This window comes from Pseudomonas sp. S30_BP2TU TE3576 (assembly GCF_050436025.1).
Lineage (GTDB): Bacteria > Pseudomonadota > Gammaproteobacteria > Pseudomonadales > Pseudomonadaceae > Aquipseudomonas.
Genome location: NZ_JBNDLK010000001.1, coordinates 1443242 through 1455993 on the forward strand (window position 1 = coordinate 1443242; position 12752 = coordinate 1455993).

Here is a 12752-nt window from a genome sequence, read left to right on the forward strand (position 1 = left end):
GCGAAGGCTGACTATCAGGCGCTACGGGAAGCCCTGACCAACCGCAACCCCGCAATCACCACCGCAAACACCGCCAGCGTGGTGTTGTACAACGCCAGCGCCGGAAACCCGAACACCAGCGCCAGCACCGCCAGCCACCAGCCTGCCCGCCCCGGCACGACAAAACCGATGATCGCCGCGCCCAGTGCAGCCCAGCCCAGAACCGCGAAATGAATCATCAGCCCCAGGTTCGAACGCACCTGGCATTCCCAACGGCTTGCCTCATCCACGCAAATGCCGACCCACTGCGCATCCTCCATGAAGCCATAACGCGCGCCATAACTGGCAGCCAGCCAGACAGGCAGCAAAACAAGCAGCAGAATCACGGGCAGACGACGGGACATGAAGCACTCCAATTGGCGAAAAACGGCGGCCAGCTTAATCGCCCGAAAGCGTTTCGCAAGCGTTAACAACAGTTAACTGGCCATTCAAGCGCAGCAAAGTGTATCGTCCGGCTACTATTACTTCGAAATTAGGCCAGTTTGGTGCCGAGGGTTGGCACTTTGGCGCAGATCCGGTGGTCATAGCCTGCGAAACTCCTTCGGCACCTTCTTCTAAGGGATTTAGTCATGCTCCGTTCCTTGCGCTTCGCCGCCTTGTTTGGCGGCCTTATATTGAGTGCGTCCGCACTGGCAGTCGATATTGATGCCGCCAGTTATGGCTACCCCCTGACTAATCCGTTCGAGGCTACCATCGCAACCACGCCGCCGGACTTGCGTCCGGAGCTACCTCTGGACGATGACATTGATCAGGCGGTGCGCAGCGTCACCTTGCGTCCGGAGCGGGCGTTCGAATTGCCGGACAATTTCTGGGCGGTCAAGAAACTCGACTACCGCATTGCCACGCAGGATCACGCCGCGCCGCTGATTTTCCTGATCGCCGGCACCGGTGCACGTTATGACAGCAGCCTGAACGAATACCTGAAGAAGCTCTACTACAAGGCCGGTTACCACGTGGTACAGCTGTCATCGCCCACCAGCTATGACTTCATGAGTGCCGCATCACGCTTCGCCACGCCGGGGGTTTCCAAGGAAGACGCCGAAGACATGTACCGTGTGATGCAGGCCGTGCGGGCACAAAACCCGAAAGTGCCGGTCACCGATTACTACCTGACCGGGTACAGCCTCGGTGCACTGGATGCGGCCTTTGTCGCGCACCTGGATGAAACCCGCCGCAGCTTCAACTTCAAGAAAGTCCTGCTGCTCAACCCGCCAGTCAACCTCTACACCTCGATCACCAACCTCGACAAGCTGGTACAGACCGAGGTCAAGGGCATCAACAACAGCACCACGTTCTATGAACTGGTGCTGAACAAACTGACGCGCTACTTCCAGCAGAAGGGCTACATCGACCTCAACGACGCCCTGCTCTACGACTTCCAGCAGTCCAAGCAGCACCTGACCAACGAACAGATGGCCATGCTGATCGGCACGTCGTTCCGCTTTTCGGCGGCCGACATTGCCTTCACCTCGGACCTGATCAACCGTCGCGGCCTGATCACCCCACCCAAGTTTCCGATCACCGAGGGCACCAGCCTCACGCCGTTCCTCAAGCGCGCGCTGCAATGCGACTTCGACTGCTACATCACCGAACAAGTCATCCCGATGTGGCGCGCCCGTACCGACGGCGGCAGTCTGCTGCAACTGATAGACCAAGTGAGCCTGTATGCACTGAAGGACTATTTGCACGACAGCCCGAAAATTGCCGTCATGCACAACGCCGATGACGTGATCCTCGGCCCGGGTGACCTGGGTTTCCTGCGCAGGACCTTTGGTGATCGCCTGACCGTTTATCCGCACGGCGGCCATTGCGGCAACCTTAACTACCGCGTCAACAGCGACGCCATGCTGGAGTTCTTCCGTGGCTAAATACCTCCTGCTCTTCGCAGCGTTACTCTGTGCAGGCGTCGCCAATGCCGACAACAGCAAAGCCAATGCCCCTGTGGTCGTCGGCAGTGACGGCTTCAAGGAACCGCTGAGCAAACTCAAATTCAACCCGGGCCTGGACCAGCGCGAGTTCGAACGTTCGACACTCAGTGCACTGGCCGTCTACGATCCGCTGGAAGAGTGGAACCGGCGCGTCTATCACTTCAACTACCGCTTCGACCAATGGGTGTTCATGCCGGTGGTCAATGGTTACCGCTACGTCACCCCGAGCTTCCTGCGCACCGGCGTCAGCAACTTCTTTAACAACCTCGGCGACGTGCCGAACCTGTTGAACAGCTTGCTGCAACTCAAGGGCCAGCGCTCGCTGGAAACCACCGGACGCCTGCTGCTTAACACCACCATCGGCATCGCCGGCCTGTGGGACCCGGCCACCGCCATGGGCCTGCCGCGCCAGAGCGAAGACTTCGGCCAGACGCTGGGCTTCTACGGCGTACCGGGCGGCGCTTACTTCGTCCTGCCGATCCTCGGTCCGTCCAACCTGCGTGACACCGGCGGCCTGGCGGTGGATTACACGGCCGAGAATGCGATCAACTTCCTCAACGTGGCCGAAGTCAGCTCCAACCATCCGGAAGTCTGGGTCCTGCGCAGCATCGACAAGCGCTACCAGACCGCCTTCCGCTATGGTCAGACGAACTCGCCGTTCGAGTACGAGAAAGTGCGTTACGTGTACACCGAAGCACGCAAGTTGCAGATCGCCGAGTAAACAAGGCAGCTGTAAATCAATGTGGGAGCGGGCTTGCTCGCGAAAGCGGTGCATCAGAAACCTTTTTGGTGACTGGCACGCCCCCTTCGCGAGCAAGCCCGCTCCCACATTTGTTATGTGTAGTCTTCAGCCTTTCAGCCTTTCAGCGCTTTCCAGATCTTGCTGACAGCCGTAACACCAAGCAACACCACCGCCCCTGCCACAATCCCCGCCACGCCATTGAGCAACACCGGCACGATAAATCCGCCGCCACCCGCCGCCGCACCGACACTTTCGATCCAGTGATGCACCGCCGGCACACCGTGGGTGAGAATCCCGCCGCCGACCAGGAACATCGCCGCCGTGCCGATCACCGACAGGCTCTTCATCATGTACGGTGCCGCACGCAGAATCCCGCCGCCGATGCTTTTCGCCATCTGTCCGGGTTTCTGCGTCAACCACAGGCCAAGGTCGTCGAGCTTGACGATACCCGCCACCAGGCCATAGACGCCGATGGTCATGACGATTGCGATCCCCGACAAGACGATGATTTGCTGGGTCAATGGAGCGCCGGCCACGGTGCCAAGGGTGATGGCAATGATTTCTGCCGAAAGAATGAAGTCGGTGCGGACTGCGCCTTTGATCTTGTCCTTCTCGAACGCCACCAGGTCGATCGCCGGGTCAGCCACCGCCTCGACCAACTGCGCATGGTCGGCGACGTCTTCAGCCTTGCTGTGCAGGAACTTGTGGGCAAGCTTTTCAAACCCTTCGAAGCAAAGATAGGCACCACCGACCATCAACAGCGGTGTGACCAGCCACGGAATGAACGCACTGATCGCCAATGCCGACGGTACCAGGATCAATTTATTGATGAACGAACCCTTGGCGACCGCCCAGACCACCGGGATTTCCCGCTCGGCACGCACGCCACTGACTTGCTGGGCATTGAGTGCCAGGTCGTCACCGAGTACGCCGGCGGTTTTCTTGGCGGCCATTTGGGTCATCAATGAGACGTCATCCAGCACGGCCGCGATGTCGTCGATCAGTACCAGCAAACTGCTTCCTGCCATGAATCGGGTTTCCTTCTACGATGAATGCGCAGCAGCATAGCGCGGCATCACGGGCTGCGGTGCATTCTTGAGCGCCGCGCGAGGCCGGTGATACCATGCGCAACCGCCAGAACAGGCAAGGAATCACCCGGTTTATGAGCACTATCCGCGAGCGCAACAAACAACTGATCCTGCGTGCCGCCAGTGAGGAATTCGCCGACAAAGGCTTCGCTGCGACCAAAACCAGCGACATCGCAGCCAAGGCGGGATTGCCCAAGCCCAACGTCTACTACTACTTCAAATCCAAGGAAAACCTCTACCGCGAGGTTCTGGAAAGCATCATCGAGCCAATCCTGCAGGCTTCGACACCGTTCAATCCGGACGGCGAACCCGGTGAAGTGCTCAGCGGCTACATTCGCTCGAAAATCCGCATATCCCGCGACCTGCCTTTCGCCTCCAAGGTGTTCGCCAGCGAAATCATGCACGGCGCCCCCCACCTGAGCGCCGACCTCGTCGATCAACTCAATGGCCAGGCCAAACACAACATCGAGTGCATCCAGACCTGGATCGACCGCGGGCAAATCGCCCCCATCGACCCCAATCACCTGATGTTCAGCATCTGGGCCGCAACCCAGACCTACGCCGACTTCGACTGGCAAATCACCGCCATCACCGGCAAGGCCAGGCTGGATGAAGAAGATTACGAAGCGGCTGCACAGACGATTATCCGGTTGGTGCTCAAGGGGTGTGAGCCGGAGCGGTAGACCGCATCAAGGCTATTCGCGAGCAAGCCCGCTCCCACAAGGGATTTGCAACATCATAGATCCAATGTGGGAGCGGGCTTGCTCGCGAATAGCGGCAACTCGGTTTTAGATCAAACCCAAATCGCATCCCACAACGGATAATCGCCCAGCTTCTGAACCAACCCAGCCCGCAATGGGTTAGCCACAACATATCGAGCCAGCTTTACCAGATCCTCTTCTTTTCTCAGCGCATGGTCATGAAAACTCTGCTGCCAGAGACTCCCCGTTCTGCCAGTTGCACTGTTGATTGCACGAGTACTCAATGACTTCGTCTGGCACATGAGTTGCGCCAGCGATCCTCTTTGCAATTGTATTAACCAGTGGAAATGATCGGGCATGACCACCCAGGCCAACGACTCGACAAATCCCTCACTCTGCGCTTGCCTGAACTGATGCACCACCAACCTGCCCAAGGGGTAATCCCTGAAAACGGGCTCTCGCTTTAGTGTGTTGGCCGTCAGTAGATAGATGCGATTTAGCTCGGCGTAGCGGCCGATGCGCAGGCGGTGTGAAGCTGACAGCTCAGGCATTCCTTTGCCCCTCTAATGGATGAACTCCAGAAAAGGCTAGATCAGCGAAGACAGAATGGCGGGACAGACTTTTAGCTGGATGTGTCTGGGAGATTGCCTTCGCGAGCAAGCCCGCTCCCACAGGGGGCTGTGGCTGGGCACAAAGTGTGTGCACACCGCATATCCCCTGTGGGAGCGGGCTTGCTCGCGAAAGCGATAGTTCAGTCAGCGAAGATCAAGCCGCTACCCCCGCATCCGCCACCAACCCCAACGCCTCAATCGCAGTGATCGCGCACTGCTCGTCAACATCCGACAGATCGCCGCTGATCCCCACCGCCCCCAGCACGTTGCCGTCCTGATCACGAATCAGCACACCACCCGGTGCCGGCACCACGCTGCCCTGCCCGAGGCTATTCAACGCGGCGATAAACGCCGGGCGTTGCTGGGCGTCCAGTGCCAGCAGGCGTGAACCTTTACCCAGGGCGATGGCGCCCCAGGCTTTGCCGATGGCGACGTGCGGGCGCAGCAGGCTGGCGCCGTCTTCGCGTTGCAGGGTGATCAGATGCCCGCCGGCATCCAGTACTGCGATGGTCAAGGGTGCCGCGGCGATTGCGCGCCCGGCGGTGATGGCCTCGTTGACCAGGTTGACTGCGACTTTCAAGGTTAAAGCGCTCATGGTGCCGTCCTCATTTTGTTTTTCGGAAAGCCGTTGGGCTGCGCCGTTGTGCCGCAGCCCGATGCAACAAATAGAACACAATGAATTATTTTTTTGTATACAATAATTATCGAAAAGCGCCGCATGCGACGAAAAGCCACAGCAGATCGGGCTTCCGACGAATGAAACAAGCGCTTGAGAAAATGGATTGACCTGCGCCGTCCGCCGTGAATACACTCTGCGCAAAGCCACTTGTATACAATTACAAAACGTAAAGAGGCACAAAACCATGAGCAAAATGAGAGCAATCGAAGCCGCCGTTCTGGTGATGCGCCGTGAAGGGGTCGATACCGCTTTTGGCATCCCGGGTGCCGCCATCAACCCGCTGTACTCCGCCCTGCAAAAGGTCGGCGGCATCGATCACGTACTCGCTCGCCACGTTGAAGGCGCCTCGCACATGGCCGAGGGTTACACCCGCACCAAGGCCGGCAACATCGGCGTGTGCATCGGCACTTCCGGCCCAGCCGGCACCGACATGGTCACCGGGCTCTACAGCGCCTCGGCCGACTCGATTCCAATCCTTTGCATTACTGGCCAGGCACCCCGCGCCCGTATGCACAAGGAAGACTTCCAGGCTGTCGACATCACCAGCATCGTCAAGCCAGTCACCAAGTGGGCGACCACTGTTCTGGAACCAGGCCAGGTGCCTTACGCGTTCCAGAAAGCTTTCTATGAAATGCGCTCCGGCCGTCCAGGCCCGGTGCTGATCGACCTGCCGTTCGACGTGCAGATGGCCGAAATCGAATTCGACATCGACGCCTACCAACCACTGCCGCTGGCCAAGCCGAGCGCTACCCGCGTCCAGGTGGAAAAAGCCTTGGCCATGCTGGACCAGGCCGAGCGTCCATTGCTGGTGGCCGGTGGTGGCATCATCAATGCCGACGCCAGCGACCTGCTGGTTGAGTTCGCCGAGCTGACCGGTATTCCGGTGATCCCGACCCTGATGGGCTGGGGCACCATCCCGGACGATCACCCGCTGATGGTCGGCATGGTTGGTTTGCAGACTTCGCACCGCTACGGCAACGCCACGATGCTCAAATCCGACGTTGTGCTCGGCGTGGGCAACCGTTGGGCTAACCGCCACACCGGTTCGGTCGATGTGTACACCGAAGGCCGCAAATTCATTCACGTCGACATCGAACCGACCCAGATCGGCCGCGTGTTCACCCCGGACCTGGGCATCGTGTCCGACGCTGCTGCCGCGTTGACCGTGTTCATCGAAGTCGCTCGCGAATGGCAAGCCGCCGGCAAGCTGAAGAACCGCAGCGCCTGGCTGCAAGACTGCCAGCAGCGTAAAGCCAGCCTGCAGCGCAAGACTCACTTCGACAACGTGCCGGTCAAGCCGCAGCGTGTGTACGAAGAGATGAACCAGGTGTTCGGCAAAGACACCTGCTACGTCAGCACCATCGGCCTGTCGCAGATTGCCGGCGCGCAGTTCCTGCACGTCTACAAGCCGCGCCACTGGATCAACTGCGGTCAGGCAGGCCCTCTGGGCTGGACCATTCCGGCAGCGCTGGGCGTGGTCAAGGCGGATCCGAACCGTAAAGTCGTGGCCCTGTCGGGGGACTATGACTTCCAGTTCATGATCGAGGAATTGGCGGTGGGCGCGCAGTTCAAGCTGCCGTACATCCATGTCGTGGTGAACAACTCGTACCTGGGCCTGATCCGCCAGGCACAGCGCGGTTTCGACATGGACTACTGCGTGCAGTTGTCCTTCGACAACCTGAACGCGCCGGAACTCAACGGCTACGGTGTGGACCACGTCGCAGTGGCCGAAGGCCTCGGCTGCAAGGCATTGCGCGTATTCGAACCGGCTCAGATCCAGCCTGCCCTGCGCAAGGCCCAGGAACTGATCGAAGAGTTCAAGGTTCCGGTGATCGTCGAGATTATCCTGGAGCGTGTGACCAACATTTCCATGGGCACCGAGATCAACGCCGTCAACGAATTCGAAGACCTGGCGCTGGTCGGCGACGACGCACCGACTGCGATTTCGTTGCTGGACTAACTGCTGACCGCTCCCCCTGTGGGAGCGGGCTTGCTCGCGAAGGCGGTCTGACATTCACCATTGATGTCGACTGACACTCCGCCTTCGCGAGCAAGCCCGCTCCCACAAGGGACCTCATACCTATACGGGAGACCACCATGCCGCGTTTCGCAGCCAACCTGTCCATGCTGTTCACCGAACAGGACTTTCTCGCCCGTTTCGAAGCGGCCGCCAAGGCCGGTTTCAGTGGTGTCGAATACCTGTTCCCGTACGACTTCAGCTCCGCCGAAATCAAGGCCCGGCTCGACGCCAACGGTCTGACTCAAGTGCTGTTCAACCTGCCGGCCGGTGACTGGGCCAAGGGCGAGCGCGGTATCGCGTGCCTGCCGGATCGGGTTGAGGAATTCCGTGCCGGTGTCGATCTGGCCATCGCTTACGCGCAGGTGCTGGGCAATACCCAGGTCAACTGCCTGGCCGGTATTCGTCCGCAGGGCTTTGACGATGCCACCGTGGAGAAAACCTTCGTCGCCAACCTCAAGTACGCGGCCGACAAGCTGCAAGCGGCGGGTATCAAACTGGTGATGGAAGCGATCAACACCCGTGACATCCCGGGCTTCTACCTGAACAACACGGCGCAAGCCCTGTCGATTCGCGAGCAGGTCGGCAGCGCCAACCTGTTCCTGCAATACGACATCTACCACATGCAAATCATGGAAGGCGACCTGGCCCGCACGCTGCAATCGCACCTGGGCGAGATCAACCATGTGCAGCTCGCGGACAACCCGGGGCGCAACGAACCAGGTACCGGTGAAATCAACTACCGCTTCCTGTTCGAACACCTGGACCGCATCGGTTATCAGGGCTGGGTCGGTTGCGAATACAAGCCGCTGACCACCACCGAAGCGGGCCTGGGCTGGCTCAAGACTCATAACGCGATCTAACACAAATCCCTGTGGGAGCGAGCTTGCTCGCGATAGCGGTGGGACAGTCAACTTCAATGCTGAATGTTATGACCCCATCGCGAGCAAGCTCGCTCCCACATAAAAGCAGCACTCCCCTATTTGCTTGAAGCCGCAACAAAAACAAGAGGATTTTCTCATGGCTAAAATCGGATTTATCGGCACCGGCATCATGGGCCACCCAATGGCGTTGAACCTGCAGAAAGCCGGTCACAGCCTGTTCCTGTCGGCGCACCACGACGCCGCCCCTGCCGACCTGGTTGCCGCTGGCGCCGTCGCTCTGGCGACCCCGAAAGAAGTCGCCCAGGAAGCCGAGTTCATCATCGTCATGGTGCCGGATACCCCGCAGGTCGATGACGTGTTGTTCCGCGCCGATGGCGTTGCTGCCGGTGTTGGCAAAGGCAAAGTGGTGATCGACATGAGCTCGATCTCGCCGACCGCCACCAAGGCTTTCGCGGCCAAAATCAACGAAAACGGTGCGCAATACCTCGACGCTCCGGTCTCGGGTGGTGAAGTCGGCGCCAAGGCGGCGACCCTGAGCATCATGGTCGGCGGCGATGCCGACGCTTTCGAACGCGCCCTGCCGCTGTTCCAGGCCATGGGCAAGAACATCACCCTGGTCGGTGGCAACGGCGACGGTCAAACCGCCAAGGTGGCCAACCAGATCATCGTGGCCCTGAACATTCAGGCCGTGGCCGAGGCCCTGCTGTTCGCTTCGAAAAACGGTGCCGATCCGGCCAAGGTACGTGAAGCGCTGATGGGTGGCTTCGCTTCGTCGAAGATCCTCGAAGTGCACGGCGAGCGCATGATCAAGGGTACCTTCGATCCAGGCTTCCGCATCAGCCTGCACCAGAAGGACCTGAACCTGGCCCTGCAAGGGGCCAAGGAGCTGAACATCAACCTGCCGAACACCGCTAACACCCAGCAGGTGTTCAGCACCTGCGCGGCCATCGGTGGCAGCAACTGGGACCACTCGGCGCTGATCAAGGGCCTGGAACACATGGCGAACTTCTCGATTCGCGACAAGAAGTAAGCCCTGCCCCACCCCCATGTGGGAGCGGGCCTGTGGCGAGGGGGCTTGCCCCCGTTGGGCTGCGAAGCAGCCCCAAAATCTCTGATGCACTAAAGATATTGTGAGTGCTGCGCACTCAAACGGGGGCAAGCCCCCTCGCCACAAGCCCGCTCCCACAGGAACCCGAGTTGCCCTTCAAATAACAAGAATTCCGGGAGCCCGCCATGTCGGTCGATCCGCAACAATTGCTGCGCGAGCTGTTTGCCACAGCCATCGACGCGGCGCATCCGCAACAAGTCCTCGAAGCCCATCTGCCTGCCGACCGCAGCGGTCGTGTGATCGTCATCGGCGCTGGCAAAGCCGCAGCCGCCATGGCCCAGGTGGTCGAGCGCTGCTGGCAGGGTGAAGTGTCAGGCCTGGTGGTGACCCGTTACGGTCACGGCGCACCTTGCGAAAAAATCGAAGTGGTCGAAGCCGCGCATCCGGTGCCGGATGCCGCCGGCCTGGCCGTGGCCAAGCGTGTGCTGGAACTGGTCAGCGACCTCAACGAAAACGACCGCGTGATCTTCCTGCTCTCCGGCGGTGGCTCTGCCCTGCTGGCACTGCCGGCCGAAGGCATCACCCTGGCCGACAAGCAGTCGATCAACAAAGCCCTGCTCAAGTCCGGCGCGACCATCGGCGAAATGAACTGCGTGCGCAAACACCTCTCGGCGATCAAGGGCGGCCGTCTGGGCAAAGCCTGCTGGCCTGCCACGGTTTACACCTACGCGATTTCCGATGTACCGGGCGACCTCGCCACGGTCATCGCCTCCGGCCCTACCGTGGCCGACCCGAGTACCTCGGCCGAAGCCCTGGCGATCCTCAAACGTTACGCCATCGAGGTTCCGGCCTCGGTGCGCACCTGGCTGCAAAGCCCCGAATCGGAAACCGTCAAACCCGGCGACCCGAGCCTGGCCCGCAGTCACTTCCAGTTGATCGCCCGCCCGCAACAATCCCTTGAAGCGGCGGCGGTGAAATGCCGCCAAGCCGGGTTCAGCCCGCTGATCCTCGGCGACCTGGAAGGCGAATCCCGCGAGGTGGCGAAAGTCCACGCCGGCATCGCGCGACAAATCGTGCTGCATGGCCAGCCGTTGGCGGCACCCTGCGTGATTCTCTCGGGTGGCGAAACCACCGTCACCGTGCGCGGCAACGGCCGTGGCGGGCGCAATGCCGAGTTCCTGCTGAGCCTGACCGACAGCCTCAAGGGCCTGCCCGGCGTCTACGCGCTGGCCGGCGACACCGATGGCATCGACGGTTCCGAAGACAACGCCGGCGCGATCATGACCCCGGACAGCTACGCCCGCGCCGCCGCAATGGGCCTGAGCGCCAGCGACGAGTTGGACAACAACAATGGCTACGGCTATTTCGAGGCTCTCGACGCTCTGATCGTTACCGAGCCGACCCGCACCAACGTCAACGACTTCCGCGCCATCCTGATCCTCGAGAGCACAAAACATGACGCCTGACAAAAAGGTCAAAATCCTCGCCACGCTCGGCCCGGCCATCGAAGGGATCGACGACATCCGTGAACTGGTGCTGGCCGGGGTCAACATCTTCCGCCTGAACTTCAGCCATGGCGATCACGCCGACCACGCCCTGCGTTTTCAGTGGATTCGTGAAGTCGAGCGCCAGCTGAATTATCCATTGGGCATTCTGATGGACCTGCAAGGTCCGAAACTGCGGGTCGGCAAATTCGCCGAAGGCAAGGTGCAACTGGTACGCGGCCAGGCCTTGCGCCTGGACCTCGATGCCACGCCGGGCGATGAGCGCCGGGTCAACCTGCCGCACCCGGAAATCATCGCAGCCCTGGAGCCGGGCATGGACCTGCTGCTGGACGACGGCAAGTTGCGTCTGCGGGTCGTGACCAAGTACGCCGACGCCATCGACACCACCGTGCTCAATGGCGGCGAACTGTCGGACCGCAAAGGCGTGAACGTACCGCAAGCGGTGCTCGACCTGAGCCCGCTGACCACCAAGGATCGCCGCGACTTGACCTTCGGTCTGGAGCTGGGTGTGGATTGGGTAGCGCTGTCGTTCGTGCAACGTCCGGACGATATCCGCGAAGCCCGCACCTTGATCGGCGACAAAGCCTTCCTGATGGCCAAGATCGAGAAACCCTCGGCCGTTGAACAACTGCGCGAGATCGCCGAGCTGAGTGACGCGATCATGGTCGCCCGGGGTGACCTGGGCGTAGAAGTGCCAGCCGAAAGCGTGCCGCAGATTCAAAAGAACATCATCAGTACCTGCCGCCAGCTCGGCAAACCGGTGGTGGTGGCGACGCAAATGCTGGAGTCGATGCGTTTCTCACCGGCGCCAACCCGCGCCGAAGTCACCGATGTCGCCAACGCGGTGGCCGAAGGGGCGGACGCGGTGATGCTATCGGCGGAAACCGCATCCGGCGAATACCCGCTCGAAGCCGTGCAGATGATGAGCAAGATCATCCGCCAGGTGGAAAACGGTCCGGACTATCAGACTCAACTCGATGTCAGCCGACCGAAAGCCGAGGCGACTGTTTCCGACGCGATCAGCTGCGCCATTCGCCGCATCAGCAACGTGCTGCCGGTGGCGGTGCTGGTGAACTACAGCGAGTCCGGCGCGTCGAGCCTGCGTGCGGCGAGGGAGCGGCCGACGGTGCCGATCCTCAACCTGACACCGAACCTGCAGACCGCCCGTCGCCTGAGTGTGGCGTGGGGCGTGCACTCGGTGGTCAACGATCGCCTGCGTCAGGTCGATGAAGTTTGCTCCACAGCGCTGGAGATCGCCCAGGCCCAGGGCATGGCGCAGCGTGGCGACACGTTATTGATCACCGCCGGTGTGCCCTTTGGGCAGCCGGGATCGACTAACTCTCTGCGTATCGAGACATTGATCTAGCGCCTGTGCCGGCCTCATCGCGAGCAAGCTCGCTCCCACATTGGTTTTGTGTTGATCACAGAATCAAGACTGAACAAAGATTCAGTGTGGGAGCGAGCTTGCTCGCGATGCAGGCAACTCGGTCCCACTGACTTTCAGAACTGC

The 12752-nt window shown here is 60.5% G+C and carries 12 protein-coding genes; 8 read left to right on the top strand and 4 right to left on the bottom strand.

Features of this window, described 5'->3' with window-relative positions:
• Window positions 1–14: 14 nt before the first annotated feature.
• Complete coding sequence (locus tag ABIA48_RS06535) at window positions 15–383, bottom strand: hypothetical protein (RefSeq protein WP_007998058.1); 369 nt, start codon at window positions 381–383, stop codon at window positions 15–17.
• Window positions 384–608: 225 nt separating this feature from the next.
• Between ABIA48_RS06535 and ABIA48_RS06540 the strand changes: the two genes are divergently transcribed.
• Window positions 609–1907, top strand: coding sequence for a serine protein kinase PrkA (locus tag ABIA48_RS06540; protein WP_007991789.1), 1299 nt, complete (start codon window positions 609–611; stop codon window positions 1905–1907).
• The gene (locus ABIA48_RS06545; protein ID WP_429487455.1) at window positions 1900–2688 is read left to right on the top strand and encodes an MlaA family lipoprotein; all 789 of its coding nucleotides are present in this window, start codon (window positions 1900–1902) and stop codon (window positions 2686–2688) included. Before ABIA48_RS06540 ends, ABIA48_RS06545 begins: the two co-directional genes overlap by 8 nt.
• A gap of 134 nt (window positions 2689–2822) precedes the next feature.
• On the opposite strand, the gene ABIA48_RS06550 is transcribed toward ABIA48_RS06545, so the two are convergent.
• Window positions 2823–3737, bottom strand: coding sequence for a DUF808 domain-containing protein (locus ABIA48_RS06550; RefSeq protein WP_429487456.1), 915 nt, complete (start codon window positions 3735–3737; stop codon window positions 2823–2825).
• 134 nt (window positions 3738–3871) lie between these two features.
• On the opposite strand from ABIA48_RS06550, the gene ABIA48_RS06555 reads away from it, so the two are divergent.
• Window positions 3872–4480 (top strand): TetR/AcrR family transcriptional regulator, encoded by a 609-nt coding sequence (locus tag ABIA48_RS06555; protein ID WP_007991783.1) that lies wholly within the window; start codon window positions 3872–3874, stop codon window positions 4478–4480.
• A gap of 110 nt (window positions 4481–4590) precedes the next feature.
• On the opposite strand, the gene ABIA48_RS06560 is transcribed toward ABIA48_RS06555, so the two are convergent.
• Together ABIA48_RS06560 and ABIA48_RS06565 are read right to left on the bottom strand one after the other, a co-directional pair.
• Complete coding sequence (locus ABIA48_RS06560; protein WP_429487457.1) at window positions 4591–5049, bottom strand: REP-associated tyrosine transposase; 459 nt, start codon at window positions 5047–5049, stop codon at window positions 4591–4593.
• 214 nt (window positions 5050–5263) lie between these two features.
• A complete protein-coding gene (locus ABIA48_RS06565; protein ID WP_007991780.1) occupies window positions 5264–5704 on the bottom strand; it encodes a GlcG/HbpS family heme-binding protein in 441 nt (146 codons plus the stop codon).
• A gap of 268 nt (window positions 5705–5972) precedes the next feature.
• On the opposite strand from ABIA48_RS06565, the gene gcl reads away from it, so the two are divergent.
• From gcl to pyk, 5 genes are all read left to right on the top strand, one after another.
• Complete coding sequence (gcl, locus tag ABIA48_RS06570) at window positions 5973–7748, top strand: glyoxylate carboligase (RefSeq protein WP_007991778.1); 1776 nt, start codon at window positions 5973–5975, stop codon at window positions 7746–7748.
• Window positions 7749–7885: 137 nt separating this feature from the next.
• Window positions 7886–8668, top strand: a complete 783-nt coding sequence (hyi, locus tag ABIA48_RS06575) for a hydroxypyruvate isomerase (RefSeq protein WP_429487458.1) — start codon at window positions 7886–7888, stop codon at window positions 8666–8668.
• A gap of 157 nt (window positions 8669–8825) precedes the next feature.
• A complete protein-coding gene (locus tag ABIA48_RS06580) occupies window positions 8826–9719 on the top strand; it encodes a 2-hydroxy-3-oxopropionate reductase (RefSeq protein ID WP_429487459.1) in 894 nt (297 codons plus the stop codon).
• Between the two features lie 203 nt (window positions 9720–9922).
• Complete coding sequence (locus tag ABIA48_RS06585) at window positions 9923–11203, top strand: glycerate kinase type-2 family protein (protein WP_204932328.1); 1281 nt, start codon at window positions 9923–9925, stop codon at window positions 11201–11203.
• The gene (pyk, locus tag ABIA48_RS06590; protein WP_429487460.1) at window positions 11193–12608 is read left to right on the top strand and encodes a pyruvate kinase; all 1416 of its coding nucleotides are present in this window, start codon (window positions 11193–11195) and stop codon (window positions 12606–12608) included. The genes ABIA48_RS06585 and pyk overlap by 11 nt, the downstream gene beginning before the upstream one ends.
• The last annotated feature ends 144 nt before the right edge of the window (window positions 12609–12752 follow it).

Bases quoted from the DNA above. Each gene is read 5' to 3' on its own strand.
- ABIA48_RS06535 (WP_007998058.1), bottom strand. From the start codon at position 383: ATGTCCCGTCGTCTGCCCGTGATTCTGCTGCTTGTTTTGCTGCCTGTC.
- ABIA48_RS06540 (WP_007991789.1), top strand. From the start codon at position 609: ATGCTCCGTTCCTTGCGCTTCGCCGCCTTGTTTGGCGGCCTTATATTG.
- ABIA48_RS06550 (WP_429487456.1), bottom strand. From the start codon at position 3,737: ATGGCAGGAAGCAGTTTGCTGGTACTGATCGACGACATCGCGGCCGTG.
- ABIA48_RS06555 (WP_007991783.1), top strand. From the start codon at position 3,872: ATGAGCACTATCCGCGAGCGCAACAAACAACTGATCCTGCGTGCCGCC.
- ABIA48_RS06560 (WP_429487457.1), bottom strand. From the start codon at position 5,049: ATGCCTGAGCTGTCAGCTTCACACCGCCTGCGCATCGGCCGCTACGCC.
- ABIA48_RS06565 (WP_007991780.1), bottom strand. From the start codon at position 5,704: ATGAGCGCTTTAACCTTGAAAGTCGCAGTCAACCTGGTCAACGAGGCC.
- gcl (WP_007991778.1), top strand. From the start codon at position 5,973: ATGAGCAAAATGAGAGCAATCGAAGCCGCCGTTCTGGTGATGCGCCGT.
- hyi (WP_429487458.1), top strand. From the start codon at position 7,886: ATGCCGCGTTTCGCAGCCAACCTGTCCATGCTGTTCACCGAACAGGAC.
- ABIA48_RS06580 (WP_429487459.1), top strand. From the start codon at position 8,826: ATGGCTAAAATCGGATTTATCGGCACCGGCATCATGGGCCACCCAATG.
- ABIA48_RS06585 (WP_204932328.1), top strand. From the start codon at position 9,923: ATGTCGGTCGATCCGCAACAATTGCTGCGCGAGCTGTTTGCCACAGCC.
- pyk (WP_429487460.1), top strand. From the start codon at position 11,193: ATGACGCCTGACAAAAAGGTCAAAATCCTCGCCACGCTCGGCCCGGCC.